25 protein-coding genes are annotated in these 26,692 nt (G+C 67.1%); 12 read left to right on the top strand and 13 right to left on the bottom strand.

What is annotated here, in order from left to right:
- Positions 1-149 precede the first annotated feature (149 nt).
- The 6 genes from TZ53_RS27775 (at position 150) to TZ53_RS12725 (ending at position 5,117) form a co-directional block, all read left to right on the top strand.
- On the top strand, positions 150-278 hold the full coding sequence (locus TZ53_RS27775; protein ID WP_255308758.1) for a hypothetical protein: 129 nt from the start codon (positions 150-152) through the stop codon (positions 276-278).
- The gene (locus TZ53_RS12745) at positions 271-1,632 is read left to right on the top strand and encodes a putative O-glycosylation ligase, exosortase A system-associated (protein ID WP_044661509.1); all 1,362 of its coding nucleotides are present in this window, start codon (positions 271-273) and stop codon (positions 1,630-1,632) included. The genes TZ53_RS27775 and TZ53_RS12745 overlap by 8 nt, the downstream gene beginning before the upstream one ends.
- Complete coding sequence (locus TZ53_RS12740) at positions 1,629-2,324, top strand: hypothetical protein (RefSeq protein WP_044661508.1); 696 nt, start codon at positions 1,629-1,631, stop codon at positions 2,322-2,324. The genes TZ53_RS12745 and TZ53_RS12740 overlap by 4 nt, the downstream gene beginning before the upstream one ends.
- Before the next feature lie 89 nt (positions 2,325-2,413).
- The gene (locus TZ53_RS12735) at positions 2,414-3,421 is read left to right on the top strand and encodes a DNA topoisomerase IB (protein WP_044661507.1); all 1,008 of its coding nucleotides are present in this window, start codon (positions 2,414-2,416) and stop codon (positions 3,419-3,421) included.
- Between the two features lie 27 nt (positions 3,422-3,448).
- On the top strand, positions 3,449-4,627 hold the full coding sequence (locus tag TZ53_RS12730; protein ID WP_044661506.1) for a mechanosensitive ion channel family protein: 1,179 nt from the start codon (positions 3,449-3,451) through the stop codon (positions 4,625-4,627).
- A 103-nt stretch (positions 4,628-4,730) separates the two neighbouring features.
- Entirely contained in the window at positions 4,731-5,117 is a 387-nt protein-coding gene (locus TZ53_RS12725; RefSeq protein ID WP_044661505.1) for a hypothetical protein, read from the top strand.
- A 41-nt stretch (positions 5,118-5,158) separates the two neighbouring features.
- Here TZ53_RS12725 and dgcA read toward each other — a convergent pair whose 3' ends face one another.
- Complete coding sequence (gene dgcA / locus TZ53_RS12720; RefSeq protein WP_044661504.1) at positions 5,159-6,133, bottom strand: N-acetyl-D-Glu racemase DgcA; 975 nt, start codon at positions 6,131-6,133, stop codon at positions 5,159-5,161.
- A gap of 95 nt (positions 6,134-6,228) precedes the next feature.
- Between dgcA and TZ53_RS12715 the strand changes: the two genes are divergently transcribed.
- Positions 6,229-7,515 (top strand): class I SAM-dependent methyltransferase, encoded by a 1,287-nt coding sequence (locus TZ53_RS12715; RefSeq protein ID WP_044661503.1) that lies wholly within the window; start codon positions 6,229-6,231, stop codon positions 7,513-7,515.
- Between the two features lie 67 nt (positions 7,516-7,582).
- Positions 7,583-9,370 carry an ABC transporter transmembrane domain-containing protein gene (locus TZ53_RS12710; RefSeq protein WP_044661502.1) on the top strand — a complete coding sequence of 596 codons (1,788 nt, stop codon included), beginning with the start codon at positions 7,583-7,585 and terminating at the stop codon, positions 9,368-9,370.
- A 48-nt stretch (positions 9,371-9,418) separates the two neighbouring features.
- On the opposite strand, the gene TZ53_RS12705 is transcribed toward TZ53_RS12710, so the two are convergent.
- Complete coding sequence (locus TZ53_RS12705) at positions 9,419-9,745, bottom strand: hypothetical protein (protein WP_044661501.1); 327 nt, start codon at positions 9,743-9,745, stop codon at positions 9,419-9,421.
- A gap of 2 nt (positions 9,746-9,747) precedes the next feature.
- A complete protein-coding gene (gene pip / locus TZ53_RS12700) occupies positions 9,748-10,701 on the bottom strand; it encodes a prolyl aminopeptidase (protein WP_044661500.1) in 954 nt (317 codons plus the stop codon).
- Positions 10,702-10,969: 268 nt separating this feature from the next.
- On the opposite strand from pip, the gene TZ53_RS12695 reads away from it, so the two are divergent.
- Entirely contained in the window at positions 10,970-13,615 is a 2,646-nt protein-coding gene (locus TZ53_RS12695) for a TonB-dependent receptor (protein ID WP_238320171.1), read from the top strand.
- Positions 13,616-14,099: 484 nt separating this feature from the next.
- Here the strand turns inward: TZ53_RS12695 and TZ53_RS12685 are convergent, their stop codons facing one another.
- From TZ53_RS12685 to TZ53_RS12665, 5 genes are all read right to left on the bottom strand, one after another.
- Complete coding sequence (locus tag TZ53_RS12685) at positions 14,100-14,417, bottom strand: PilZ domain-containing protein (protein WP_025549314.1); 318 nt, start codon at positions 14,415-14,417, stop codon at positions 14,100-14,102.
- Between the two features lie 319 nt (positions 14,418-14,736).
- Positions 14,737-15,159, bottom strand: coding sequence for an ExbD/TolR family protein (locus TZ53_RS12680; RefSeq protein ID WP_025549315.1), 423 nt, complete (start codon positions 15,157-15,159; stop codon positions 14,737-14,739).
- A 79-nt stretch (positions 15,160-15,238) separates the two neighbouring features.
- Positions 15,239-15,727, bottom strand: a complete 489-nt coding sequence (locus TZ53_RS12675; RefSeq protein ID WP_025549316.1) for an ExbD/TolR family protein — start codon at positions 15,725-15,727, stop codon at positions 15,239-15,241.
- Positions 15,728-15,841: 114 nt separating this feature from the next.
- Positions 15,842-16,600: a MotA/TolQ/ExbB proton channel family protein gene (locus TZ53_RS12670; protein WP_025549317.1), complete on the bottom strand. Its 759-nt coding sequence runs from the start codon at positions 16,598-16,600 to the stop codon at positions 15,842-15,844.
- Between the two features lie 85 nt (positions 16,601-16,685).
- Positions 16,686-17,345, bottom strand: coding sequence for an energy transducer TonB (locus TZ53_RS12665; RefSeq protein WP_025549319.1), 660 nt, complete (start codon positions 17,343-17,345; stop codon positions 16,686-16,688).
- A gap of 249 nt (positions 17,346-17,594) precedes the next feature.
- Between TZ53_RS12665 and TZ53_RS12660 the strand changes: the two genes are divergently transcribed.
- Complete coding sequence (locus tag TZ53_RS12660; RefSeq protein ID WP_052628198.1) at positions 17,595-18,473, top strand: hypothetical protein; 879 nt, start codon at positions 17,595-17,597, stop codon at positions 18,471-18,473.
- Between the two features lie 113 nt (positions 18,474-18,586).
- A complete protein-coding gene (locus TZ53_RS12655; RefSeq protein WP_044661497.1) occupies positions 18,587-19,891 on the top strand; it encodes a homoserine dehydrogenase in 1,305 nt (434 codons plus the stop codon).
- A gap of 181 nt (positions 19,892-20,072) precedes the next feature.
- Here the strand turns inward: TZ53_RS12655 and TZ53_RS12650 are convergent, their stop codons facing one another.
- Positions 20,073-20,384: a hypothetical protein gene (locus TZ53_RS12650; protein ID WP_044661496.1), complete on the bottom strand. Its 312-nt coding sequence runs from the start codon at positions 20,382-20,384 to the stop codon at positions 20,073-20,075.
- Positions 20,385-20,525: 141 nt separating this feature from the next.
- Here TZ53_RS12650 and glpX point away from each other — a divergent pair, with 141 nt between their 5' ends.
- A complete protein-coding gene (glpX, locus tag TZ53_RS12645) occupies positions 20,526-21,509 on the top strand; it encodes a class II fructose-bisphosphatase (RefSeq protein WP_025549323.1) in 984 nt (327 codons plus the stop codon).
- Between the two features lie 72 nt (positions 21,510-21,581).
- On the opposite strand, the gene TZ53_RS12640 is transcribed toward glpX, so the two are convergent.
- From TZ53_RS12640 to TZ53_RS12625, 4 genes are all read right to left on the bottom strand, one after another.
- Entirely contained in the window at positions 21,582-21,959 is a 378-nt protein-coding gene (locus TZ53_RS12640) for a MerC domain-containing protein (protein ID WP_025549324.1), read from the bottom strand.
- Positions 21,960-22,151: 192 nt separating this feature from the next.
- Positions 22,152-24,812 (bottom strand): bifunctional lysylphosphatidylglycerol flippase/synthetase MprF, encoded by a 2,661-nt coding sequence (gene mprF, locus TZ53_RS12635; RefSeq protein ID WP_238320056.1) that lies wholly within the window; start codon positions 24,810-24,812, stop codon positions 22,152-22,154.
- Positions 24,809-26,224, bottom strand: coding sequence for a virulence factor family protein (locus TZ53_RS12630; protein WP_052628197.1), 1,416 nt, complete (start codon positions 26,222-26,224; stop codon positions 24,809-24,811). The genes mprF and TZ53_RS12630 overlap by 4 nt, the downstream gene beginning before the upstream one ends.
- Positions 26,221-26,652, bottom strand: coding sequence for a DUF2147 domain-containing protein (locus TZ53_RS12625; protein WP_044661495.1), 432 nt, complete (start codon positions 26,650-26,652; stop codon positions 26,221-26,223). Before TZ53_RS12625 ends, TZ53_RS12630 begins: the two co-directional genes overlap by 4 nt.
- Positions 26,653-26,692: the final 40 nt, after the last annotated feature.

The following is a 26,692-nucleotide window of genomic DNA, read 5'->3' as shown; positions in this document are numbered from 1 at the left end:
GGGCCGTCAACTCTGTTGGGTTAGGGGTGGGAGGGTTCGGGCTTCAGTACAACATGCTCCTGCGAAGGCAGAAGCCTAGTCCTGCCGTCCGGCCTGGGCTTCTGCCTTTGCAGGAGCATGTTGGAAGTGACGGATAGCTCAAGCACGCGATGATCGACGCCCTTTCCCTTCTCATCAGCCATGGCGTCATTCTGCTGGCGGCCTGGCGGCTGCTGTCGCGGCCCGATCTGGATCGCGATCCTCCCTCCGGCCTGGAGGCGGAGAGCGGCGATGCGTGACCTGTTCTTCGTCGCCTTCCTCGGCGCTTTCTTCCTGCTGGGCTTCCGCAGGCCGTTCCTGCTGATCGCGGTCTATGCCTATATCGACATCGTTTCGCCCCAACGGCTCTCCTATTTCCTGCTGAACAGCATCCCCATCTCCTTCATCGCCTTCGTACTGGCGGTGGGGGCGTGGCTGCTGGTGGACGACAAGAAGGATTGCCGACTGTCTGCGCGGCAGGCGATCCTGCTGCTGTTGTTAGTCTGGTGCGGCTATACCACGGCGACGGCAGACTTTCCGATCAACGCCGCGAGCAAATGGGCTTGGGTGTGGAAGGCGATGCTGTTCGCCATCTTCCTGCCCGTCACCCTGCGCACCCGCCTGCGGATCGAGGCGCTGGCCCTGTTCATGGTGCTCTGCGCCAGCACGATCATCATCAATGGGGGCATGAAGACGGCGCTGTCGGGGGGCGGCTATGGCGTGCTGAACCTGATGGTCGACAACAATAGCGGCCTTTATGAAGGCAGCATCATTTCGACCGTCGCCATTTCGCTGATCCCGCTGATCCTCTGGCTGTCGCAACATGGCACCGTCTTTCCGCCCGACTGGCGGGTCAGGCTGTTCGCCTATGCGCTCTGTTTCGCCTGCCTTCTGATGCCCATCGGCACGGAGGCGCGCACGGGCCTTGTCTGCATCGCCGTGCTGGCGGGGCTGATGCTGATGCGGTCGAAGCGGCGGTTCATCTACGGCCCGCTGATGGCGCTGGCGGCGCTGGCGACCATCCCCTTCCTGCCGGCCAGCTTCACGCAGCGCATGTCGACCATAGAGAATCACAGCCAGGACGAAAGCGCCTCCACCCGGCTGGCCGTGTGGAAATGGACGCTGGACTATGTGGGCGAGCATCCGGGCGGCGGCGGTTTCGACAATTATCTGCAGAACAGGTTCACCTATGTCATGCAGGAGCGGGTGATCGACGCCGCCGGATCGCGCATGGAAAAGCGCATCGTCACCGACCATGGCCGCGCCTATCACAGCGCCTATTTCGAGATGCTGGGCGAGCAGGGCTATTTCGGCTTCTTCCTCTGGGCGCTGCTGCACCTCATCTGCTTCATCCGGACGGAGGCGATCCGGCGCATGTACCGGAACCGGGAAGGCGATGAAGCCTGGGTGTCGCCCTTCGCGCTCGCCCTGCAACAGGGCCATGTCATCTATATGGTGGGATCGCTGTTCGTGGGCATCGCCTATCAGCCCTTCATCTTCATGATGCTGTCGTTGCAGATCGGCCTCGACACCTATTTGACCCGGAAGCGCAAGTTGGCCGCGCGCCAGCCGTTATTTCCCGCAACACCCGTCGCGCAAGGGAGCGCCGCATGAAGGGCGAACTGAAGATATTGGGCGCGGCCCACGGCCTGCTGCTGGGGCTGGTGCTCGCCGCGCCGCTGATTGCGCCGGCGCTGCTGCCATGGGGCGCCGAAGCGCTGTTCATCATCGCCGCCTTCCAGTTGCGGCTGGCCGACCGGCGCTGGGATACCCGCGCGGGGTTGCAGGGGTGGATCAGCCACATCCGCATGGCGCCGTTGCGACTGGTGCCCTGGGCCGGGACGGCGGTCGTGGCGCTGATCGCGGGACCGGAGCAGGCCCGGCTCGCCACCGCAATCCTCATCGCCGTCGCCATGGGCGAATTGCTGATCTATCCGGTCATCGCCCATCTGCTCGGCCGCATGCCGCGCCTGGGTCTGGCGGGCGCGATCCTGCTGCTGCTGATCGGCTGCGGCCTGGCGGAACCGGCACAGGCGGCGCGTTTCGCCATGGCCTTCGCGCTGGGCGTCGGCGGATGCGTCTTCTGGCTGCGCGGGCCCGATGGCGAGCCGGGCGCGACTTTGCTGGCGCTGGGCGGATCGGCCGCCGCGACGGCAATCGCCCTGCTGCTGCCGGTGGCGCAGTCCGTGGCGATTCCCGCCGCGATCCTTTGCCTGACGCTGACGCTCGCCCATCTGTCGGTGATGCGCCGTCACCCGCTCCATTGGCGGTTGCCCAGCGGCATGCGGTTCATGCGGATTCATTGAGGGTTGCGCTTCGGTCATTGGCCACTTCCAGCCATTCCCCTATCGCGCATTGCGGAACGAAGCGAGGAACGGCGGGTTGAGGAAAAACCATGCCGCCCGATTCCCTCGTCCATGCCAATGACAGCCTGCCGGGCATCACGCGCCGGGCGATGAAAAGAGGATGGGCCTATTTCGACGCCAGCGGCGCGCGCATCACCGACCGGGAAGAGATCGACCGGCTGAACGCCATCGCCATGCCGCCCGCCTATCGCGACTGCTGGTTCTGTCCCCATCCGCACGGTCATATCCAGGCGACCGGCTATGACGACCGGGGCCGCAAGCAATATCGCTATCACCTCGATTTCCGCGCCGCGCGGGAGGCGGAGAAATATGCCGGCTGCCCCGCCTTCGGCCGCGCCCTGCCCAGGCTGCGCGCCCGGATCGAAGCCGACCTGTCCAGGCGCGGCCTGCGCAAGGAAAAGACGCTGGCAGCCGTCGTGCGCCTGCTCGACCTGGCGAAGGTGCGCGTCGGCAACGAGCAATATGCCGCCGCGAACAAGAGCTTCGGCGCGACCACGCTGCGCCGCCGCCATGTCGACCTGCGCGGACAGGCGCTGCGCCTGCGTTACCGGGCCAAGTCGGGGCGGGAGCATGAGCTGACCGTCACCGACCGCCGCCTCGTCCGCTTCGTTCGCGCCGTACAGGATCTGCCGGGACAGCATCTGTTCCAATATCTGGATGAGGAAGGCGTCGCCCGGCCCATCACCTCGGGCGACGTCAACGCCTATATAGCCGAAGCCATGGGCGGCGATTTCACCGCCAAGCATTTCCGCACCTGGGGCGCCTCCGTCATTGCCTTCGAAACGCTGGCGGCGGGCAGCATGTCGCTCAAGCAGATGATCGAGCCGGTCGCCGCCGCGCTGGGCAACACCCCGGCGATCAGCCGCAAAAGCTATATCCACCCCGCGCTGATCGAGCTTTGCCGCAACGGACAGGATGCATGGCGACAGGGGCTTCGCCTGCCGCGCGCAACCCGCTATCTTTCCCGTTACGAACGCGGACTGATCGCCTTTCTGGAGGATGCCGGCGGCACGGCCGCCCTTCCGATGGCGGCCTGATCCGCATCCAGAACCGCAAGGATATTCATGGCCGCCAAGAAAGATACCGCCACCCTGCCGCAGATCGACGTCCGCCCGCCCAATCTGGCCGAGATGTGGCAGTCGACGGTCCACTGGTTCTCGCTCCACTATCTGCAGATCCTGATCGCCATCGGCGCGGCTGTGGCCATCTACAGCCTTTTGACGGCGCTGCGCAGCGTGGGCGGACGGTTGAAGGGGCATCCCGGCGACACTCTGGGCCTTGCCAACGTCGCCGGCCGCGCCTTTGCCCGCACCACCCATTTCTTCATGGCGATGGTCGCCGCGCGGCTGGTGGTGAGCTATGCCCGGCCGCCGGAGATGGTGCTGAAGACCGTCGTCTTCCTCTTCACCATCGCCGCCGTCTTCCAATGCGCCATCTGGGCGCGGGAAATCATATTGGGTCTGGTGGAACGGCGCACCTCGGCGGACGAGAGCCAGAGCCTGGCCAACGCCATGGGCCTGATCCGCGTACTCGTGACCTTCGCTCTGTTCGCCATCGCGCTGATCGTCGTGCTGGACAATCTGGGGGTGAATGTCACCGGCCTGGTCGCGGGCCTGGGCATCGGCGGCATCGCCATCGGCCTTGCGGCGCAGGGCATCTTCTCCGACCTGTTCGCCGCCTTGTCGATCATCTTCGACAAACCCTTCCGGCAGGGCGAGGTCATCACCTATGACCAGACCACCGCCCGGGTGGAGCGCATCGGCCTTAAGAGCACGCATCTGCGCGCGATGAGCGGCGAGAAGAAGGTGATCTCCAACGCCAACCTCCTCCAGAAGGAGATCACCAGCCTGCAGACGCTGGCGCAGCGGCGCGTGACCTTCGCCATCGGCATCATCTACCAGACGCCGGAGGACAAGGCCGACGCCATCCCCGCCATGCTGAAGGAGATCGTGGAGGCGGAGGGGCATATCTTCGTCAATGCGGGGCTGGTCAGCTTCGGCGCCAGTTCGCTCGACTATCAGCTCAATTTCGACGTGCCCGACCCCGACACCCATGATTATTTCCTTTCGCGGCACCGCGTGGGCCTGGCCATCTGGAAGCGCTTCAATGCGGAGGGGATCGAATTCGCCTATCCAACGCAGACCAGCTTTACCGCCGCGCCCGACGGCCGGGCGATCATGCCCTATCCGGAGGTGCAGCCCGTGGTGCGCGTGGACCAGCCGGGGGGCAGCGCCCCCGCCTGACTCGCCTGACCGCATATCGGACTCGCCTTGCCTGCTCCCGCTTGCCCGGCGCATCGGCCGGAGTCAGGCGGGTGCAATGACGAACGGACATTTCGGAACAGCCATGAAAACCTGTTATTTGCTGGCCGCCGCTGCGCTCGCCTTCACCCCTGCCGCCCATGCCGAAGGGATCGGGGCCGAGGTGAATTACGGACGCGCGGACGGGCATTGGGGCACGGAAATCGGCGCCGGCTATGCGATGGATATTGCCGGCTTCAGCCTGACGCCGGGCGGCGGCGTCTATCTGCGCGATGGCGACACGAAGCTCTATGGGCGCGTCGAGGCGACCTACACCCTCCCCGCTTCCGCCACCATCGGCGCGGGCGTGCGCTTCAGCGGCGACAATATGCGGCCCTATGCGACGCTCGCCATGCCGCTGATCCCCAAGCTGCGCGCCAAGGCCAATGTGGGGCCGAAATATTATGCGGTGGGATTGACGCTAGGATATTGAGGGTCGCCCCCCTCTCCTCCTTCGTCATGCTGGGAGATAACTTAATCCAAGCCCCATAGCCCGCCAGGCAGCAGCAGCCCGTCGCGCAGTTCCAGCCCCCCTTCCCGATCCTTCGCCAGCAGCAGCGCGCCATCCAGATCGATCCAGTCCGCCCCCTGCGCCACCAGCGCGGCCGGAGCCATGCCCAGCGACGTGCCCAGCATGCAGCCGACCATCACGCGGAATCCCCGCGCCCGCGCCTCTCGCGACAGGGCCAGCGCCTCGGTCAGCCCACCCGCCTTGTCGAGCTTGATGTTCACTGCGTCGAAATCCGCCAGCCGGTCGAGATCGGCCCGCGTATGACAGCTCTCGTCCGCGCAGAGCGGCAACGGCGACCTGATCCCCGCCAGCCGCTCTTCCCTGCCGTGGAAGACCGGCTGTTCGACCATCTCCACGCCCAGTTCCGCCAGCGCCTGCGCCTCCGCCACAATGTCCAGATCGTGCCAGCTTTCATTGGCGTCGACGATCAGCCGGACGTCCGGCGCGCCCGCCCGCACCGCCGCGATCCTCGCCCGGTCGCCATCCCCGGTCAGCTTGCATTTGAGCAGGCCGAAGCCGCGCCCCGCCGCTGCCCGCGCATCCGCCTCCATCTTCTCCGGATCGCCCAGGCTGATGGTGAAGGCGGTGGGCAGGGGCCTGGGCTCCTCCAGCCCCGCCAGCTTCCACACCGGCACCCCGGCGCGCTTCGCCTCCAGGTCCCAGAGCGCGCAGTCCAGCGCGTTGCGGGCGGCCCCGCGCGGCATGGCGCTCAGCAGCGCCTCCCGCTCCAGCGGCCCGGCATAGGCGTCGATCGCCGCCGCGCAGCCTTCCGCCGTCTCGCCCTCATAATAGATCGCCGTGCCCTCGCCCCGCCCGACATGCGCGCCATCGCCCACCGTGCAGACCACGACATCCACCGACGTCTTCGCGCCCCGGCTGATGATGAAGGCCCCCGCGACCGGCCAACGTTCAACAGTCGCGGATATGATGCGTGTCATCGGCGTTCCCTGTGCTGGCGATATACGGGTCCAAGCGAACCGGCTATCCCGCCGCATAACCAGTCTCGACCCGCAGATAAAGGATAGGCGCACCCGTGACCTCCAGAGAATTGACCGGTTTCCTGTCCCTCAGCGAAGCCGATGCCGTGGCGGCCCGGCGCCGCCTGTCCGACATGATCTGGCGCGTCGGCTTCGGCGCGATCACCTGGCCCTGGCTGCTGGCCAGCCTGTCGGGCGGGCGCAAGGCGGACAAGCGCGCGCTGCTCGACGAGCTTGGCCTGCCCCATGACGCCCTGCCGCATCTGGGGAGCTGGAAGGCCGATGTCGGTTTCCTGCGCCATATCGTGCGGGAAATCGCCCGGCTGCGGCCCGCCCATGTGGTGGAACTGGGGGCAGGCGCATCGACGCTGATCGCCGCGCGCGCTTTGGCGCTGCACGGCGGGGGGCGGCTGACCAGCTTCGACCAGCATGACGGCTTCGTGCAGGCGACCCGCAACTGGCTGGCCGACCATGGGCTTACGGCCGATCTGCGCCACGCGCCGCTGGTTGCGGAAAGCGAGGACTGGCCGGGCCGCTGGTACGACATCGACAGCCTGCCCGACAGCATCGACCTGCTGATCATCGACGGGCCGCCCTGGGCGGTGCATCCGATGGTGCGCGGCGCGGCGGACAACCTGTTCGCGCGCCTGTCTCCGGGCGCGGTCGTGCTGCTGGACGACGCGGCCCGTCCCGGCGAGCGGATTGTCGCCCGGCGCTGGCGCAAGCGCTGGCCGCATATCGACTTCCGCCTGAAGCATGACGGGACCAAGGGCACGCTGGTGGGCCGCCGCCGCGACACATCGATCCCCGTCGCCAATGACAATGATCATGGCCGGGCATGGCGCCATCTCGGCCGGGCGGCGGGCATCGCCGCGCTGGTCGCCACCGGCTGGATCGCGCGGGGCGAGCTGGGCGAATTTCCGCAGGCGGCGCAGGCCACCACCTTCCTGGACGAAGCCGCCGCATCGCACCGCACCGGGCTGCTGCGCCAGAGCATGGCGTCCCAGGTGGAGAGCGCCACGCTCAACCCCGGCGAGATACAGCGTTCGACCGGCATCGTCCTGCCGCCGCTGCCGGCCCAGTGGCGCATCCATGACGTGCAGCTTTACCCGACGCCGGACAGCCCCGCCGTCGCCGTGTCGATCACCACGCCGGAGGGCGAGCAGCTCTCCTTCTTCGCGGACCGGGCCGAAACCCCGGCGGAGGCGAGGCCGCTGCTCGCGCGGCGCGCCGATGACGTCATCGCTTATTGGGAAGCGGGCGACATGGCCTATGCCCTGACCGGCCGTGCCGGACCGCAGCGCATCATGGCGCTGGCGGCGGAGATCGCGCCCGCCGGTTAGCGCCCGGTCGGATTTCGGAACCGGGAAATGTTCCCTTTCACGCAAAATCCCTTTAGAGCGCGGCGCCATGGAGGATGTGGACCAACCATCGCCGCGCGACAAGGCGCGCCCCCCACTCGGCAGCCTGGCGATGATCTGGCGCTTCGCCAGCCGCTATCCGGGCCGCATCGCCGGGGCGCTCGCCGCGCTGCTGATCTCGTCCGCCGCGACGCTGGCGATTCCCAGCGGGTTCCGGCTGGTCATCGACCGCGGCTTCATGGGCGGCGGCGACATCAGCCGCTGGTTCGAATATCTGTTCCTGATCGTGGTGGTCCTGGCATTGGCGACGGCCGCCCGCTTCTATTTCGTGTCCTGGCTGGGGGAGCGCGTCGTCGCTGACATCCGGTCGGCCACCCAGGCCAATCTGCTGCGGCAGGAACCCCGCTTCTTCGAGGAAAACCGCCCCTCCGAAATCGCGTCGCGCATGACCGCCGACACGGCCATCATCGACCAGGTGGTGGGATCGACCGTGTCGATCGCGCTGCGCAATGTGGTAACGGGCACCGGCGGCCTCATCTATCTTTTCGCGCTGGCGCCCAAGCTTGCCGGGCTGCTGCTGCTGGGCATTCCGGTCATATTGGTGGCGATCATCGGCCTTGGCCGCCGCGTGCGCGCCCTGTCGCGGGCAAGCCAGGACCGGCTGGCCGATGTCGGCAGCGTCACGTCGGAAACGCTGGGCGCGATGAAGATCGTGCAGGCCTTCGGTCAGGAAGGACGGGAAGCGGCGCGATTCGACAGCACGGTCGAGGCGGGTTTCGCCACGGCGCGCCGCCGGATCGCCCTGCGCGCGGCGATGACCGCCATCGTCATCGCACTGGTCTTCGGATCGATCACGGCGGTCATGTGGCAGGGCGCGCTGGACGTCGCCGCCGGACGCCTGTCGGGCGGCAGCATCGCCGCCTTCGTGCTGACCGGCGGGCTTGTCGCAGGCGCGTTCGGCGCGTTGTCGGAGACCTGGGGCGACCTGCTGCGCGGAGCGGGCGCCGCCGGACGGCTGCATGAACTGATGAGCGCCGTACCGCAGATAACCCCGCCGCCCCGTCCCGTCCCGGTGCCGCGAACCGAGCATGGCGCGCATCTCCAGTTCGAGGACGTGCATTTCCGCTATCCCACACGGCCCGACCAGGCGGCCCTGCATGGCATTTCCGTCGACATCGCGCCGGGCGAAACGGTCGCCATCGTCGGCCCTTCCGGCGCGGGGAAGTCCACCCTGATCCAGCTGGCGCTGCGCTTCTACGATCCGGATTCGGGCGTGATCCGCCTGAACGACGTGCCCCTGCCCGAGGCCGATCCGGCCGAGGTGCGCGGCATGATGGCCATGGTGCCGCAGGAAAGCATCATCTTCGCCGCCTCCGCGCGCGACAATCTTCGCTACGGGCGATGGGACGCCAGCGACGAGCAGATCTGGGCCGCAGCCCGCGCCGCCAATGCGGAGGGTTTCCTGCGCGCCCTGCCGCAGGGCCTTGACAGCTTTCTGGGCGAAGGCGGCGCGCGCCTTTCGGGCGGCCAGCGCCAGCGCCTGTCCATCGCCCGCGCCCTTCTGCGCGATGCGCCGATCCTGCTGCTGGACGAAGCGACCTCCGCCCTCGACGCCGAATCGGAACGGCTGGTGCAGGATGCCCTCGGCCGGCTGATGCAGGGCCGCACCACCATCGTCATCGCCCACCGGCTGGCCACGGTCAGGGCCGCCGACCGCATCCTCGTGCTGGACGAAGGGCGGCTGGTCGAACAGGGCGACCATGCCACGCTGATGCGGCAGAAGGGCCTCTATGCGCGGCTGGCCAACCTCCAGTTTCAGGATGTCGCCGCAGGCTGACGGCATGGGCCGCCATGCCTCGCACCGGGACATGCGCCAAGCCGACGGTCAGTGGGTGCGGCTGGTGACGTTGGCGGTGCCGTCGGCCTGAATTTCGATCAGATGCGCCGTGCCGTCATTGCACGCGGCCTTCCAGCCCTTGACGCCGGGCCGCACCTCGGTCCGCTCCGACCGGATGACGGTCGGGCAAGCCGCGCCCGACGCCCGCACCGCGCGTTCCAGCACGCCGTTGCGCTGGGCCTCGTCAAGCTTCGCGACGGCGGCCGCGGCGCCGGTTTCGGGCGTATCCCGGCGGTCGACCGCGGTGATCCGGTCGCTGCTCTCGCCACAGCCCATCAGGGTGAGGACCCCCGCCAGCACCATCCATATGCGCATGCTTATCCTTTCGCTTGGGCGGCAAACCCGTCCGTCGCCCGGATGAGCGCGTCCAATATGCCGGGTTCGTTGAACGCATGGCCCGCCCCTTCGATCATCTCGAAGCGCGCCCCGGGCCAGGCCCTGTGCAGCGCCCAGGCGGTTTCTGCGGGGCAGGCCATGTCATAGCGGCCCTGCACGATGACGCCGGGGATGCCCGCCAGTTTCCCGGCGTCGCGGATGAGCTGCCCCTCCTCCAGCCAGCCGCCATGGACGAAGTAATGATTTTCGATCCGCGCGAAGGCGAGCGCGAAATCATCGGCCTCATGCGTGGCGGACAGCGCTTCGTCGGGCAGCAGGCGGATGGTCTCGCCCTCCCAGACGCTCCAGGCCTTGGCCGCGGCGATCTGCCGCGTGCGATCGTCGCCGGTCAGGATCCGGCGATAGGCGTGGAGCAGGTCGCCACGCTCCGCCTCCGGAATGGGCGCGACGAAACGTTCCCATTTGTCCGGATAGATGCGGCTGGCGCCCTGCTGATAATACCAGTCGATCTCCTGCTTGCGGATGGTGAAGATGCCGCGCAGCACCAGTTCGGTCACGCGGTCGGCATGGGTCTGGGCATAGGCCAGCGCCAGCGTGGATCCCCAGCTTCCGCCGAAGACCAGCCATCGGTCGACGCCCATCATCTGCCGCAGGCGTTCGATGTCCGCGACCAGGTGCCAGCTCGTATTCGCCTCCAGCTCCGCATGGGGCGTCGAGCGACCGCAGCCGCGCTGGTCGAAGAGGAGGACGTCGTAGCGTTCCGGATCGAACAGGCGGCGGTGGTCGGGCGATATGCCGCCGCCCGGCCCGCCATGCAGGAAGACGGCCGGCTTGGCGCCCGGCGTCCCGGCCCGCTCCCAATAGACGCGGTGGCCATCCCCCATGTCGAGATGTCCGGAAGCGAAGGGTTCGATGGCGGGATAGAGCGTGCGCATGCGCAAAGGTGTAGAAAGTCTGGCGGGCAATGCAATCGGCAGACGCGCGATCCCCTTCCGGCATGGCAGGTCGCAGTCCCGCCGCCAGGGTCTTTTGCGATGCGGCCCGACCCGGGCGGCACGATGCCGGATTACATTTTGCGACAAATCTTTATGGGCATTGCCAGAGTCTTGCGACAACTTCCCCCTAGAGGGAGGGCATTCAGGGTTTGATCCTAAGGGGTAAACAGTGCGCCGTTCCTTTGCCTGTCTTCTGTTTCCGTTGATGATGAGTGCGGCGCCGGGCGCGCTGATGGCGCAGACCGAGGAGCCGAGGGGCCCGGCCGGGCAGATGGATGATGCCGATGAGATCGTCGTCACCGGCCAGCCTGAACGCGGCGCGGTGGTCGGCAATGTCAAGCCGGAGCAGCAGCTTTCCCCCGCCGATGTCCGCGCCCTGGGCGTCACGTCCATATCCGAAATGATCTCCGAACTGTCGCCTCAGACCAATGGGACGCCGGTGATCCTGCTGAACGGCAAGCGGATCTCCAGCTTTTCGGAAATTCAGGACATCCCGTCCGAAGCGGTGGCGCGGGTCGACATCCTGCCCGAACAGGTGGCGCTCAGCTATGGCTATGCGCCGACGCAGAAGGTGGTGAACATCGTGCTGCGCCAGCGGTTCCGCGCCGAAACGGTGGACCTGCGCGCGGGCACAACGACGCAGGGCGGGCGGGAGAACGGCTCGGCGGAAGGCGGGCTGCTGCGCATCCGGGGCGATAATCGCTTCACCCTCAACCTGCAGTACAAGACCGCCGCATCCCTGCTGGAGAGCGAGCGCGGCGTGGTGCCGACCGTGCAGGGTGAGCAGGCCAACCGGCAATCGGGCATCGACGCCTTTCTGGTGGGCGGGAATGGCATGACCGGCGGCGAGTTGGCCCATCATCGCACGCTCAGCCCGGCGACGGAGAGCTTCGCCGCCAATGCGACGCTGGCCCGCGCCCTGGGCAAGGTGTCCATGACCGTCAACGGGCGGCTGGAACTGTCCGACAATGACAGCCTGCAAGGGTTTCAGGCAGCCGCGTTCGACCTGCCCGCCGGCAACCCCTTCTCGCCCTTCGCCACGCCGACGAGCTTCTATCGCTATCTGCGCCAGACGGGCGAGTTGGGACAGCAGATCAAGGGCACGACCGGCCATGTCGGCGTGACGCTGAACGGCCTGCTGGGCGGCGGCTGGCAATGGTCGTTCACCGGCAATGGCGATTATTCGAACACCCGGACTTCGACCGACCGGGGGTTTGCGACCGGAGCGATCCAGAGCGCGATCGATGCAGGCGCGGACCCGTTCGGCGGCTTTTCGTCCGACCTGCTGTCGACGCGGGTGATCGACCGGGCGGAGGCGGAATCGAAGGCGGTGCAGGGCGACCTGCTGCTGTCGGGTCCGCTGTTCGACCTGCCGGCCGGCGCGGTGACGACCGCGGTGCGCGTGGGCGGATCGGCCAATGGCTTCGTTAGCTGGCCGATCCGTTCGGGCGAGGATCGCGACAACAGCTACAGCCGGGAAATCGGCAGCGGGCAGATCAGCGTCGACCTGCCGATCACCAGCCGGTCGAAGGGCGTGCTGGCCGCGGTGGGCGACATCGGCGTCAATGTGAACGCGGCGGCGCAGCATTATTCCGACTTCGGCACGCTTTCGACCCTGGGGTACGGCATGCGCTGGCGGCCGGTGCCCGCCGTGCAGTTGCTGATGTCGGCCAACCAGGATCGCGCCGCGCCCACGGGCACGCAGATCACCGATCCGCTGGTGTCCACGCCCAATGTGTCGGTGTTCGACTATGCGACCGGGCAGACCGTCTTCGTGACGCAACTGAGCGGAGGCAATGCCGCCCTCAAGGAGAGCGTGCGCGACCAGTTCCGCCTCAGCGCCAATATCAAGCCGTTCGACAAACCCAACCTTACGCTGACGGCGACCTACACCAACAGCCGGACGAGCAACCCGATCTCGGCCTTCCCGACGCCGAGCCCCGCCATTGAGGACGCCTTCCCCCAGCGCTTCCTGCGGGACGAAGACGGCAATCTGGTGCAGGTCGATGCGCGGCCGATCAATTATCTGCGATCGCGGAGCGAGCAGCTCCGCTGGGGCTTCGACCTTTCCATTCCGCTGAAATCGCACATCCAGAAGGTGGTGGAAGCCTGGCGTGCCGCCGGCGCCAGGCCTGAGGAGCGGCCCAAGGAGCTGCAGGACCTGCGCAGCCTGTTCGGCAATCGCGGGCCGGGCGGCGGCCAGGGCGGACAGCCCCCTCAAGGACAGGATGGCGGCGAGCGGCCAGGCGAAGGCAGTCGGGGCGGCTCGGACGGAGGCTTTGGCGGAGGTCCGCGCGGTCCCGGCGGCGGCTTTGGCGGGCCGGGAGGTTTCGGCGGCGGCCGTGGCGGCGGGGGCGGCGGCCGGCTCAGCTTCAGCCTCTATCACAGCTGGCATTTCACGGAGAGCATCCTGATCGCGCCCGGCGTGCCGGAACTGGACCTGCTGAACGGCGACGCCACGGGATCGTCGGGCGGCCAGCCGCGGCATGAGCTGAATGCACGGATGGGCTATACCAATAACGGCCTCGGCGCGCGGTTGAGCGTGGATTGGGAGAGCGGCACCCATGTCGACGGCGCCCTGAACGGCACGGCAGGCGGCGCGTCGCGGCTGGACTTCGGCAGCCTGGCGACGGTGGACCTGCGCCTGTTCGCCAATCTGGGGCAGATGCCTTCGCTGGTGAAGAACCATCCATTCCTGCGCGGGGCGCGCATATCGATCGGCATCGACAATCTCTTCAACCAGCGGCGCAGCGTGACCGATGCGAACGGGACCACGCCGGTCCGGTACCAGCCGGGTTATCTGGACCCGCTGGGGCGCGCGGTGACGATCAGCTTCCGCAAGCTGTTCTTCTGACGATTGATGGCGACGCGCGATGGGTCGGAATGACGCTTCGGCAGACGCAGAACAGGCGGTCGAAGCACCGTTCATGACGATCAGGATATAGCCCCACCCGGCTGCGTCGGAGCGCCGCCGATACGCTCGAATTCGCCATGGACGGAAGGACCGGATGGGTCGAGACCGTGGACATGGAGGCTTGTCGCGTCATCATGCTCTCCAGTCCGATGCGACCCGCGCCCATCACCGCCCGGCATCGGCAAGGCTGCGGCCGCTGCCAAAACAAGGCGAAGATCGCATGGACGGCAGCGAAGTTCATCGCGCCGGTCGAGGACGACGCGGATGGAGACGCGGATGGGATGGTCCGGAGCGGGCCAGCGGCACCGTCAGCGGGGGAGCGCAGCCGTGGAGGAGACGATGGGTCGGCGTCCCCGTCGGCGCCGATCATCGGCGTGATGGCGGCCTTTGAACTAAGCGCGCCAGCAAGCGAATCGCCGCCGGTTTACTGGCTGATCCGGATGATGTGATCGAGAATCGCCGGATGCAGCGGGCGTTCGAAGACGCAGCCCGATTCATGCGACCGGCTCCACAACACGCGCGCCCGGCGGCCTTCGAAGCCCGGCAGCATGATCCACAGATCATCGTCCGCCGCCAGTTTCATGAAACTTTTCAAGCGGAAGCCGACTTCGGAGACATCGGTGATGTGGCTCTTGAACCAGGTCTCGCCCGGGCGTCGGACCCGAACGCCGATCACAGCCGTGCGGCGATCCGCCAGACGATTATTGCCGTGATACGGGTTTGTCTGAACTTTGGCGCCCATGATCCCATGCCGATTTGACCGGCCGCATCATCGCCCGTCGCGGTGAAGAAAGCATTAAGCCGAACCCGGCCGGGCAAAAATAAGGGGCCGCCGAAGCAGCCCCCATGCAGGTCCGCGCATCACGCGCCCGATTGCGTCACCCCAGCCCGCGCCCGGAAACGGGAAGTCGAACATTCCCGGCCAGACGGCGGCGGCGTATTCGTGCCCTGGGGGCGCACGGACGTCCGATGATCCAGCGAACGCCCGTCCTGCGCCCCTTTCGATGCGCAAATCCTATCGAACCGGTTCCGGCGTTGTGCCGGCTCCGGTTCCGACGGCCTTAGAAATTGCCGTACTGTTCGTTGCCGACGAAGCCCAGCTTCGTCACGCCAGCGCGCTTGATCTCCGCCAGCACTTCGTCGACGACGACGTAGCGGGTGGCGGCATTGGGCTGGAACTGCAATTCGGGTTCGACCGGCAACCGCAGCGACTGCTGCAGATACTGACGCAGGGTCAGCAGGTCGATGGCCGAACCGTTCCAGGTGATGACGCCGCTGGGATCGATCGCCACCTTGTTCTTGACAGGGTCGATGACGCTGTCGGTCGGCGGCGCGTTCTGCGGCAGGTCGATCTTGACCGCGTGGGTCTGGATCGGGATGGTGATGATGAACATGATGAGGAGAACGAGCATGACGTCGATCAACGGCGTCGTGTTCATTTCCACCATCGGTTCGCCATCGTCTCTTCCGGCACTCATTGCCATGGCGATACTCCTAGAGCATTTTCATCGATGGACGTGGACCGGCCACCAGGTCTGAAAATGCGGCACAAAGGGCTGTAACTTAAAGCCGCTGCGTATGCGAACCCGGCTCGGGCTCGGATATGAAGCCGACCTTCGGGAAACCGGCGCGCTGCATCGTGTAGATGGTACCGCCGATGCACCGATAGGGAACGTTGATGTCGCCGCGGATATGCACTTCGGGCAGATCCTCGGGCGTCAGATTCTCAACGCCGCCCGCCTTCTTGATGTCCGCCTCCAGCTTCGCGACCGCACGGTCGAGCAGCTCGTCGGAGGAGACGCGGGTCAGGTTCCAGTAGACCGCACAGCTACCGTCGGAGCCCTGCGTGATCGACAGGGAGACGTTTTCCGGTTTCGTCGTCGTCGGCTCGAACGCGACCTTGGGGAGCTGCAGCTGAACCGTCTGGACGACGACCGGGACCGCGATGAGGAAGATGATGAGCAACACCAGCATGACGTCGACGAGCGGCGTCGTGTTGATGTCGGACATCGGCTTGTCTTCACCGCCGTCAGAGCCAACACTCATTGCCATTGATTATTTCCTAACATGCTTGTCGATGGCGCCCCGGCATTCCGGGACCCACGTCCGATAAGGGGGACCGGGCGTCGCAGCCGCCGCCGGCCCCCTTGCCGGCATCTCAGCCTATCAGGCCTTGGTCGGCGCAGCGGCCGGCTTTGCGGCCGGAGCGGCCGGGGCAGCGGCGATCGTCGGCTTCACGGCGCCGTTCGACACCAGGTGAGCCAGCAGGTCGACGGTGAAGCCGTTGAGCTGTTCCGCGATCGACTTGTTGCGGCGCTGCAGGAAGTTGTAGGCCAGCACCGCGGGAACGGCCACGGCCAGACCCAGGGCGGTCATGATCAGAGCTTCACCGACCGGGCCGGCGACGGCGTCGATCGAGGCCTGACCGGCAGCACCGATCTTGATGAGCGCGCGGTAGATACCGATAACCGTACCGAACAGACCGATGAACGGCGAGGTCGAACCGACGGTGGCGAGGAACGCCAGGCCGCCGCCGAGCTTCGAATTGATCGAGGCTTCCGAACGGGCGAGCGAGCCGTGCAGCCAGTCATGGGCTTCGACCGGGTCGGTCAGCTTGGTGTGTTCTTCCTGGGCCTTGATGCCGTCGTCGACGATCTGCTTGTAGGCCGAGTTCTTTTCCAGCTTGGCGGTGCCTTCCTTCAGGGTGGCGGCGCGCCAGAAGGTCGCACGAACCTTCTTGCCCTGGTTGATCACCTTCTGCTGTTCGATCAGCTTGGTGAACAGAATGTAGAAGGTGCCGATCGACATACCGCAAAGGATGATGAAGACGGTCCAGGCGATGGTGCCGCCCTGCTCAAGGGCCTCCATCAGGCCATACGGGTTCTCCGCCTTGGGCGCGGCAGCTGCTGCGAGATACATCAACATGTTCAAGACTTCCCTCTCAAAGGATCAATAAACAAGGGTAGGCGGCGTCCAGTCATCCGGAGGCGCTCGCCCGCCCTTTTCAAAATCATTCCGGCAGACGCCAGGTGATCCGGCCATTGTACGTGTCCGACATCGGACCACCCCCGGCTGCCGTCGCGGGCTTGAACCTCGCACGCTTCGGAAGCAGGCGGCACGTCGCCTCGTCGAGGTCGGCATGGCCGGTCGAAGAGGTGATGGTGCAGTTGGTCACGCGACCGTCCGGGCCGATTTCCAGGCGGAACCCGGCCGTACCCGAGCGTTCTTCACGCTGCGCGCGGCTCGGATAGTCGGCATCGCTGAGCCAGCTGCCCGGGCTGCTGCGCGGCGACGCACGGGATGCGGGCACCTCCGGCGGCGGGGGAGCCGGCGGCGGCGGCGGAGCGGCAACCGGAACCGGGTTGAAGACCGGCGGCGGAGTCCGGACCGTCTGGATCGGCGGTGCGGGGGCCGGGGTCTGAACGATCGGCGGCGGTGCGACGACCGGCGGCGGTTCGACCGGCTGGTCTGGCGGCGGCGGCGGCGGCTCCTCGTCCGGTGGCGGCGGTTCCTCCTTGACGTCGATCACGTTCAGCTGTTCCGCCGCCTTTTTGACATATTTCATGCCAAGACCGGTGACGAAGGCATAACCCAGAACAGCGTGAATCAGGGCGACGATAATGATCGAGATCGTGCGACTCGATCCTTGCGAGTGGTCAGCATAGGCCATTCGGCAACGACACTCCTTAACTCAGCTTACCAGTTGATTATCGGCAAATAAGCCAAAAACGGCCCGAGCTGGCCGGGCTACCCCGGTCATCTTGGCCCCTATCCGTCCATTTGCTACCGTGCGAACTCCTATCGCGGCGCATCGTGGCACGCAAACGCTTTATCGATATGATCATTTGCGACCGCCATTACACACCGGAAAGACTTGCATGTGACAAACATGTCACGGACTGCCATCATTAGGACGAAGATGAAAAAGAAATCCACCATGCCCCTGCGGAAGCTCGCCCTGCTCTGCCTCATTTCCGCCGTACAATCGCAGATTTCCGTGGCTCAGACGGGTTCGGGCCGGATGGTAACGCAACCATCGGAACGCGTGGCCGGACTCTCCTATGCGGACATCGCGGACCTCGCGGACGCCGCGCCGCTGGTGGCACAGGCGCGGATTGGCAACATCATCAAATTGAAACCCGCGCAGGCCGGCACCGTCCCGGCAGGGTATCAAAGGGTCTATGTGGAGGCGAATGTCGCCAATCTGATTCGCGGCGAGGGGGGAATCAGCCCCACCGTCCGTTACCTCTACGACGCGCCGCTCGATGCGCGGGGCAAGATGCCCAAGCTGAAGAAAGCGCAGGTCATCCTGTTCGCGCGTCCCGGCGGGCGCCCCGGCGAAATCCAGCTCGTCGCACGCGATGCGCAGATCGTCGCATCCCCTGCGGAGACCGAGCGGGTGAAGGCGATCCTGTCCGAACTGGTCGCCGTCGATGCGCCGCCCCGCATCATCGGACTGGGCGATGCCTTCCATGTCGCGGGCACGATCGCCGGCGAAGGGGAGACGCAGATTTTCCTCCGCACGGAAAATGGCGACCCCGTCTCGCTGTCCATCCTGCGCCGGCCCGGGCAACAACCGCGCTGGGCCGTGGCGCTGGGCGAGATCGTGGATGAGGCTGCCCGGCCCCCGGCGCCGGGCAGCCTGCTCTGGTACCGCCTGGCCTGCGGCCTGCCCAACGCGCTGCCGGCCCGGTCCGTGCGGGCGCTCTCGCCCCAGGACGCCGAGCTGGCCCGTGCGGATTATCAGATGGTCCTGGACGCCCTGGGCCCCTGCGGGCGGACAAGGACGGCGCGCTGATTGCGCGATGGCGGCAGCCTTCCGGTTCCGCGGTCGGCTCCTTTTCCTTGGACAGAAGCGCAGAGGCCGCTATCAGCGCGGCGTCTCGTGATCAGGAAGGATGAACGGAAGCCATGACCAATCTGCACCGCCATGCCCCGCTGCGCGTCGCGCTGGTCGGCCTCGGCACGGTGGGCGGCGGGGTCATTCGGCTGCTCCAGACCAATGCCGACCTGATCGCCCGCCGCGCCGGTTGCCCGATCCAGATCGTCGCCATCTCCGCGCGCGACCGCAACAAGGATCGCGGCGTCGACCTCTCCCCCTATGAATGGGTAGACGACATGACCACGCTGGCGACCCGCGCCGACATCGACGTGGTGGTGGAACTGATCGGCGGGGCGGACGGCCCTGCCCTCACCCTCGCCCGCCAGTGCCTGAGCGTCGGCAAGCCCTTCGTCACCGCGAACAAGGCGATGCTGGCCCATCATGGCCTCGACCTTGCCGGGCTGGCGGAGAAGGCGGGCGTCGCCCTCAAATATGAAGCAGCGGTCGCGGGCGGCATCCCGGTCATCAAGGGCATGCGCGAAGGCGCGGCCGCGAACGAGATTGCGCGTGTCTACGGCATCCTCAACGGCACCTGCAACTACATCCTGACCACGATGGAGAAAGAAGGGCGCGGCTTCGACGAGGTGCTGAAGGAAGCGCAGGAACTGGGCTATGCCGAGGCCGATCCCAGCTTCGACATCGACGGTGTCGACGCCGCGCACAAGCTGACCATCCTCGCCAGCCTCGCCTTTGGCACGGAACTGGATTTCGATGCGGTCGCGACCACCGGCATCCGCCATGTCATCGCCGCGGACATCGCGGAGGCGGCAGCGCTCGGCTATCGCATCCGGCTGGTCGGCATGGCGGAAAATGGCCCCGACGGCCTGTTCCAGCGCGTCCACCCGATGCTGGTGCCGCTCGACCATCCGCTGGCCCATGTCGACGGGTCGCTGAACGCCGTGGTGGCGGAGGGCAATTTCGTCGGCCGCCTTTTCTTCCAGGGACGCGGCGCGGGCGACGGGCCGACCGCATCGGCGGTGGTCGCCGACCTGATCGACGTGGCGCGCGACGAATATGGCGACGCGCTCGCCATGCCCGTGGCCGCCCTGGCCCAGCAGAAGCCGGCCGATGCGGGCAAGCGCGTGGGTCGCGCCTATCTGCGCTTCAAGGTGCAGGATCGGCCCGGCGTGCTGGCGGAGATCGCGGCGGCGACCCGCGACGCCGGCGTGTCCATCGAGAGCATGATCCAGCGCGGCGCCAGCCAGACGGACGGCGTGCTGGTGGCGATCGTCACCCATGCAGGCGAGGAACGCTGCGTAAGGGAGACGCTGGACCGGCTGGCGGGGTCGGACAGCCTGCTGCAAACGCCGATGGTGATGCATATCCTGGATTGAGATGCAGGTGTAAGGCATGGCGCTGGGATTGACCCATCCAGGACCTTCGACAGAGGGGTGGCTGGCGCGACATCGGCGGCGGTTTTCAACAGCCAGCTTGTAAGCTCGCCGCTTGCGCCCCCCTATCCCTTCCACAGGCGGGAGGAGCATGGCTTCGAACGCCCCTTTCCGTTCCGCACGCTCAATCCAGCCCGAAACTGCGGGCCAGCGTCTGGCCGATGGGTTCGCCCAGCCGGAATATCTGCCGATTGGCGCGCTTGGGGCAGCCCATATTGCCCACGATCCGGCATGGCCGCGCATCGAAGCGGTAGGCGCTCATCTTCCCGTCGCCCGCTGAAGCCGCGCTTCGTCCCAGACGCGGTTCCTGCGCGACCGTATCGGTCAGGCACAGCGCCGGCACGGCCTGGCATGGCGCTGGCTGAACCCTGGCGATCCGGCGCGGCGCACCATCGGGCTGCGCGGCGAGGCTGGCGGCAATCAGCAGAAGGATCATCGGAGCGGCCCTTGGTCTTGTCCTGCTGCGAACGCCACAAACGCGCTTCCGTTGCATCCCCCTCGCGAAAAGCGCACCCTCGACAATGTTCGAGCGACATCCTATCGCGCTCTCCAAAATAGCGGCTGAAGAGGAAACGACATGGTGCAGGCAAGCTCGATACTCGATCGTGTGCTGGTGCTGGAGATGGTGCGCGTGACCGAAGCGGCCGCGATCGCCGCGTCGAAGCTGATCGGCCGCGGCGATGAGAAGGCCGCCGATGCCGCCGCGGTCGAAGCGATGCGTCTGGCCTTCAACGACCTCTATATGGACGGCACCGTCGTCATCGGTGAAGGCGAACGCGACGAAGCGCCGATGCTCTATATCGGGGAGAAGGTCGGCAACGCGATCGGCACCGGCCCGCGGATCGACATCGCGCTCGATCCGCTGGAGGGCACCACCATCACCGCCAAGGCCGGTCCCAACGCGCTGGCCGTGCTGGCGATTTCCGAAGAGGGCGGCCTGCTCAACGCGCCCGACGTCTATATGGAGAAGCTGGCGGTCGGCCCGGGCCTGCCGGACGGCGTCATCGACCTCAACAGGTCGGTGAAGGAGAATGTCGAGGCGGTCGCCCGCGCCAAGGGCGTCGACGCGCATGAGATCATCGTCTGCGTGCTGGACCGGCCGCGCCATGAGAAGCTGATCGCGGAGCTGCGCGCCATCGGCTGCGGCATCATGCTGATCCCGGATGGGGACGTGGCGGGCGTGATCGCCACCACCAATCCCGAAACCAATATCGACATGTACATGGGATCGGGCGGCGCGCCGGAGGGCGTTCTGGCCTGCGCGGCGCTGCGCTGCGTCGGCGGGCAGTTCAAGGGCAAGCTGCTGTTCCGCAACGATGACGAGCGCGCACGCGCCCGCAAATGGGGCATTGCCGACCTGGACAAGGTCTATGACCTCAACGAACTGGCCAAGGGCGACTGCATCTTCGCGGCGACCGGCGTCACCGACGGATCGTTGCTGGCCGGCGTCAAGCGGCTGCCGGGCGGCAAGCTCACCACCGACAGCGTCGTGATGCGCGCCAGCACCGGCACGGTGCGCTGGGTGAAGGGCGAACATCGGCTGGACCGTAAACCGATCTGAGCCGGAATCAGCGGCCAGGCAAAAAGGGGACCTTGCCGGGTCCCCTTTTTTTCATGCGCGATGTTGGAGCGGCTATCGCCCGGCGCGGTGATTGAGATCGTGGCCAAGCGCCAGGATCGCGACGCCCAGCAGCGTATAGGCACTTTCCTGCCAGCCATGATCCATGGTGAGCGCACCGGCCATGATTCCCAGGCCCAGCGATCCGATCGCGGCCGGCATCATGAAGCCATGCGCCACGGCGCCATGGCCGAGCGCTACCGCGCCCAGCAGGATCGCCAGCACCAAGCCGGCCTCATGGAAGATCGGGCTTTCGAAAATCCCTCCGGCCGAGGCGAGCACGCCGAGCAGCACGGCCGTACCGAAGCAATGCGCCACGCACACGCCCGACAGAGCGATCGCGATGCGATCGATCCGGCCGTTGAGCAGATGCTGGCGAAGGCTGATCGGCATGGTGCGTGCTACATAAGCGAGGCCGAGCAAAGTTACAACATATCATCACGTGATTTTTGCGATATGTGCGGAAGATGTTTTTGGTCGAGCGTCGCCATCAGGCCGCGCCGCGCTCCTTCGGGAGAGGGCGGCGTTCAGACCGTCGGCCATCCCCTCTGCGTCACCCGCTTCCGAGCCGGCAAGCCGAAAATCTCAACCCACATCCGCCCCTGCCAGCCGTCCCGATGACTGGCCTCCCTCATCATGCAGGCCCGCCGCCGGCGGTGCATGCGTCCTGCGCCGCCGCGTCCTTGTCGCTGCGCTGCCCGGTCCGCCGCCGACCAGCTTTTGCAGGTCGATCATCGCGCGGGACAGGGATATGCCGCTTGGCCCCGCGATGAAGCGGGGTTCCCAGCGCGGGGCATATTTGTCCTTATAGGCGCGCAGCCCCTCGAAACCGTAGAAGCTTTCGCCATGGCGGAAGAAGAAGGCGCCCGCCTTGGCCCAGAAGGGCGACAGACGGCGCGCCTCTATGCCCGACAGCGGCGCGAGTCCCAGGGTGAACCAGTCATAGCCCTGTTCGCGGCCCCATTGCATCAGGCGGATGAACAGGAAATCCATCGTGCCATAGGGCATCTCATCCGCATGGCGCATCAGGTCGACCGACAGTTCGCGGCGATTGGCGATGGCCCAGATATTGGCGAAGGCGACGATCCGTCCCTCCTGCCGGACGAGGGCGCAATCGCAGGCGGCGATATAGGCGGGGTCGAAGCGGCCGACGCTGAACGCCTTTTCGCCATGGCCTTTGGCGGCGAGCCATTGGTCGGAGATCGCCTTCAATTCCGCCATCAGCATGGGCACCCGGCCCGCCGGCACGATCTCGAACGTCGCCCCTTCGCGCATGGCGCGGCGTTCGGCATAGCGCAGCGGCTTGGCGTCCGGCCCGTCGAGCGTGAAATGATGCAGGTCGACGCGGGCTTCCTCGCCATATTTGACGATGGCGAGGCCAAGGTCGATCGCCAGCGGGAGGGCGTCGAGGCTCAGTTGGTAGAGCAGCAGGCGGCCCTGTTCTGCATCCGCCCTTTCGCGCAACTGCCACAGCAGGTCGGGCCATTCCGATCGGTCGCCCACGGGGTCGCCCATCACGATCCAGCTATGTCCCTGCACCTGGTACATGACGAAGGCGCGGCCGGTGCCGGAGGTCAGGAACAGCTTGTCGCCGGTGGTAGCCAGCAGTGCGTCGGTCCGTTGGGCCAGCGCCAGCGCGTCCGCGCTGGCCGTGATGGACGGGCGGTCGGCGAGGCGCGGCGCGGTCGCGGGGCGGAACATGCGCCAGAAGGCGGCGCTGACCGCCAGCACCGCGGTCGCAAGGCCTGCGCGCAGGAAGCGGGCGGCGTTGGCGTGCGGGCCGAAATGCCACCACAGGTCGTTCTGATAATCGACATGCTTATAGGCGAAGAAACCGATCCAGATCGACAGGCCGACCGCCACGGCCAGCGTCGCGATCCAGGCGGGGGTCAGCGCTTCGGCGGTGAAGCTGGTGCGGCGGTAGAAGGCGCCCCGCGTCCATTGCAGCAGCGCGGCGATCAGCAGCAGCGCGCTCGCTTCCTCATAATCCAGCCCCTTGATCAGCGAGAAGATCGCCCCCGCCAGCAGCAGCGCCCGCGTCATCCAGAAGGCGGCGTCCAGCCTGCGGTAGAGGCCGGAAGCGAGCAGGATCAGCAGCGTGCCGATGACGCTGGCGGCGAAATGGGACGCTTCGATGAAGGTCAGCGGCAGCCAGCCGGTGACGATGCGCATGCGGTGCTGGATCGCAGGCAGCGCGCCGGAGATCAGCAGGATCACGCCGCCCACCGCCACCAGCAGCGACAGCATGACCGGCGCCATGCCGGACGCGGCGGCCTGCGCGCCGTCCAGCACCCGGCTGACCGGGTGGCGCCAGCCATTGCCTTCATGCAGGGCGATGGCGATGACGCCCAGCAGCAGCGGGATCAGATAATAGATCAGGCGATAGGCGATCAGCGCGGCGAGCAGGCTGGGCCTGTCCACATCGGGCAGGGTGGCGACGATCACCGCCTCGAATATGCCCAAACCGCCGGGCACATGGCTGACCAGAGTGACGATGACCGCCAGCCCATAGGCCAGGAACAAAGTGGGATAGAGCGCCGGGGCGATGCCGGGCACCAGGATGAACAGCGCGGCGCTGGCGGCGGCAAGGTCGATGCAGGCGACGCCGATCTGGGCGAGCGCCTGCCCCTGGGTCGGCAGGGCCAGCCGCCAGCCGAACAGGCGCGGGGCGCGGGCGGGGCGGGCAAGGAGGAGCAGGACCGCCGCCGCCGTCAGCAGGATCGCGCCCCCCGCCAGCCTTTGCCACGGCATGCCGATCGTCCATCCCATGATGCCGATGGTGGCCGGATGGACCAGCATCAGCGCACCCGCCAGCACGAACACCCCGCCCCAGAAGGAGAGGCCCGCCGAGGCGATGATGCGGGCGATGTCGCCGCCCTCCAGCCCGGCGGCGGTGTAGATGCGGTAGCGCGCCGACCCGCCGGTCAGCAGCGACAGGCCCAGATTATGGCTGAGCGTGTAGCTGCAGAAGGACGCCAGCGCCGCCGTCCGCCACGGCAGGGGCCGCCCGACGATCCGCAGCGCGACATAGTCGTAGAAGGTGAGCGCGATGTAGCTCGCCGCCGTCAGCGCCAGCGCCGCCGCCAGCCGCCAGCCGGCGATCAGATGCACGGCATGGCGGATGTCCTTCAGCCGCACTTCCGCCAACAGGCCGTGCAGCGCCACCAGCCCCAGCGCCGCCACCGCCAGCGTGACGGCGACCGTCAGCGGCGCTTTCCAGGCCTTGATCCGCTCGACCAGGATCATATCGTCAGCCCCTTGAGCATATGAGTCACCAGCAGCGGGGCGTTGCGATCGAAATGATGGCCGCCGGGCACCACCACCATCTGCGCCAACCCTTGGGGAATGGAGGGGCAGGCGCTGTCATTCTCCAGCGTTCCGCGCACGCAGAGCATCGGCAGGCCGCGCAGCCGCTTTATGGCGGGAACGGTCGGATATTGACGGGTCGAATCCATGTCCAGCCAGCTACTCATGTGAAACTGGAAATCGGCGCCGGGGCTGAGGCCCAGCAGCGACAGGCGCTGCACCTGGGTGCGCTGGGGGGCGGGCAGGCCGCCGACGATATAGGGCAGCACGTCCGCGCCGAAGCTGTAGCCCACCAGCAGGACGCGGGGGCGATGCCAATGGCGCGAATAGCCGCGGATGATCGCGCTCAGGTCCCGGGCCGCGCCCTGGGGCGTGCGCTGGCTCCAGAAATAGGACAGGCTGTCCATGCCGACCACCGGGATGCCCGCATGGGCGAGTTGGCCCGCGACATCCTTGTCCAGCCCGACCCAGCCACCGTCGCCCGAATAGAGGACCGCCATCATGCCGGTGCGCGGCGCGGCGGCGTCGGTGACGATGTTGAGCGGCAACCCGCTGGGCAAAGCGGCGTCGGCGGGCGGCGCGGCCAGGAAAGGCCTTAGCTGGGAGAGCAGCGCGACTTCCCCCTGCCCCTTGGCGGCCGTCACCAGCCTGCCGCTGCCGGTGCGGGCGACGAAGCGTTGCAGGGCCGGGCGGGGGCGGACGTCGGACAGCACGATCCACGGCGAAGGGAGCTTGCGGCTGGGAGCGAAGGCCAAGCCATGATGCACGGGTGCGGCCTTCAGGCTCCCTGACCGGCACCAGGGCCGCCCGCCGTCCAGAAGCGGCGTGAAGTCCCGCGAGACCACCGCCTTGTACGCACCATTGGGTCCGGCGGCGAGCGTCGCATAGGCCAGCGCCGCCCCCTCGCCCCGGCCGATCAGGACCGGCTTGTCGTACATGGGCAGCGCCAGCCGGTGCTGCAGGTCGCGGGCCAGCGCGATGATGCCGTAATTGGGGTTGATGCAGCGGCGCGAAACCTGCAACGCCCGCAGGAAGGCGGGCGTGGAGATGCCCGCCACCAGCGCGCCGCGGGCCGCCAACAGGCGCGCGGTGTCGGCGCTGTCATCGTCCCAGCCATGGCGGTCGGACAGCGCCAGCACGACGCCGCTCGGCGCGCCTGCGGGCCGGTAAACGGCGATCCGGCCCAGCGGCGGGAGGCTATATTGGCTTTCCGCGACCGGACCGGTCGCGCCGGGCACCGGATCGGCCGCTGCCCGCGCCGGATTGCTGGCGTTGGAGGTCGACAGCAGCAGCGCTGCCGCCGCGAGCAGGCCGGGTATCAGCCAGAGACGGACGCGGCGGAACCGGATCATGACTGCCCCGGCAACCGGTCTATCCGGGTCCAGAGCTGCGACTTGCAGATGAGGCCGCCCAATATGCAGCCCTTGACCCGCAACTGGCCCGGCGAAAGCTGGCTGATCTGCGAGCTGAAGCGGCGGCCCAGATCGGGGACGAAGACGGTGCCGCGCCATTGCCCTTTACCCTCGGCGCGATAATCCTCCAGCAATTCGGTGCCGACCAGCCGGGGGGTGCCGCCGTCGCGGGCGTCGGCCTGCGCCTCCCGGTCGGCCCAGACGATCCAGCCGCACAGCCGGTCGCCGCAGGGCCCGGTGCGCACGGCGACATTATCATGCGGGCTGAGCCACAACCCTTCGGGCTGCGCGACGGGCACCTTGGCCGCGAGGACGGGGGCGGCTGCAACCAGAAGCGCCAGCGCCGCCCAAAGCCTCCCTATCGCCATAAGAACCATCCTTTCCCGGAACGATCATGGCTTCTAGGCC

The sequence above is a fragment of the Sphingobium sp. YBL2 genome (genome assembly GCF_000943805.1).
In the GTDB taxonomy this organism is placed as follows: Bacteria; Pseudomonadota; Alphaproteobacteria; order Sphingomonadales; family Sphingomonadaceae; genus Sphingobium; species Sphingobium fuliginis.
Note: the sequence above shows the minus strand (reverse complement) of the source record. Positions and strands in the feature narration are given on the sequence as shown.

Bases quoted from the DNA above. Each gene is read 5' to 3' on its own strand.
- TZ53_RS27775 (WP_255308758.1), top strand. From the start codon at position 150: ATGATCGACGCCCTTTCCCTTCTCATCAGCCATGGCGTCATTCTGCTG.
- TZ53_RS12745 (WP_044661509.1), top strand. From the start codon at position 271: ATGCGTGACCTGTTCTTCGTCGCCTTCCTCGGCGCTTTCTTCCTGCTG.
- TZ53_RS12740 (WP_044661508.1), top strand. From the start codon at position 1,629: ATGAAGGGCGAACTGAAGATATTGGGCGCGGCCCACGGCCTGCTGCTG.
- TZ53_RS12735 (WP_044661507.1), top strand. From the start codon at position 2,414: ATGCCGCCCGATTCCCTCGTCCATGCCAATGACAGCCTGCCGGGCATC.
- TZ53_RS12730 (WP_044661506.1), top strand. From the start codon at position 3,449: ATGGCCGCCAAGAAAGATACCGCCACCCTGCCGCAGATCGACGTCCGC.
- TZ53_RS12725 (WP_044661505.1), top strand. From the start codon at position 4,731: ATGAAAACCTGTTATTTGCTGGCCGCCGCTGCGCTCGCCTTCACCCCT.
- dgcA (WP_044661504.1), bottom strand. From the start codon at position 6,133: ATGACACGCATCATATCCGCGACTGTTGAACGTTGGCCGGTCGCGGGG.
- TZ53_RS12710 (WP_044661502.1), top strand. From the start codon at position 7,583: ATGGAGGATGTGGACCAACCATCGCCGCGCGACAAGGCGCGCCCCCCA.
- TZ53_RS12705 (WP_044661501.1), bottom strand. From the start codon at position 9,745: ATGCGCATATGGATGGTGCTGGCGGGGGTCCTCACCCTGATGGGCTGT.
- pip (WP_044661500.1), bottom strand. From the start codon at position 10,701: ATGCGCACGCTCTATCCCGCCATCGAACCCTTCGCTTCCGGACATCTC.
- TZ53_RS12695 (WP_238320171.1), top strand. From the start codon at position 10,970: ATGAGTGCGGCGCCGGGCGCGCTGATGGCGCAGACCGAGGAGCCGAGG.
- TZ53_RS12685 (WP_025549314.1), bottom strand. From the start codon at position 14,417: ATGGGCGCCAAAGTTCAGACAAACCCGTATCACGGCAATAATCGTCTG.
- TZ53_RS12680 (WP_025549315.1), bottom strand. From the start codon at position 15,159: ATGGCAATGAGTGCCGGAAGAGACGATGGCGAACCGATGGTGGAAATG.
- TZ53_RS12675 (WP_025549316.1), bottom strand. From the start codon at position 15,727: ATGGCAATGAGTGTTGGCTCTGACGGCGGTGAAGACAAGCCGATGTCC.
- TZ53_RS12670 (WP_025549317.1), bottom strand. From the start codon at position 16,600: ATGTTGATGTATCTCGCAGCAGCTGCCGCGCCCAAGGCGGAGAACCCG.
- TZ53_RS12665 (WP_025549319.1), bottom strand. From the start codon at position 17,345: ATGGCCTATGCTGACCACTCGCAAGGATCGAGTCGCACGATCTCGATC.
- TZ53_RS12660 (WP_052628198.1), top strand. From the start codon at position 17,595: ATGAAAAAGAAATCCACCATGCCCCTGCGGAAGCTCGCCCTGCTCTGC.
- TZ53_RS12655 (WP_044661497.1), top strand. From the start codon at position 18,587: ATGACCAATCTGCACCGCCATGCCCCGCTGCGCGTCGCGCTGGTCGGC.
- TZ53_RS12650 (WP_044661496.1), bottom strand. From the start codon at position 20,384: ATGATCCTTCTGCTGATTGCCGCCAGCCTCGCCGCGCAGCCCGATGGT.
- glpX (WP_025549323.1), top strand. From the start codon at position 20,526: ATGGTGCAGGCAAGCTCGATACTCGATCGTGTGCTGGTGCTGGAGATG.
- TZ53_RS12640 (WP_025549324.1), bottom strand. From the start codon at position 21,959: ATGCCGATCAGCCTTCGCCAGCATCTGCTCAACGGCCGGATCGATCGC.
- mprF (WP_238320056.1), bottom strand. From the start codon at position 24,812: ATGATCCTGGTCGAGCGGATCAAGGCCTGGAAAGCGCCGCTGACGGTC.
- TZ53_RS12630 (WP_052628197.1), bottom strand. From the start codon at position 26,224: ATGATCCGGTTCCGCCGCGTCCGTCTCTGGCTGATACCCGGCCTGCTC.
- TZ53_RS12625 (WP_044661495.1), bottom strand. From the start codon at position 26,652: ATGGCGATAGGGAGGCTTTGGGCGGCGCTGGCGCTTCTGGTTGCAGCC.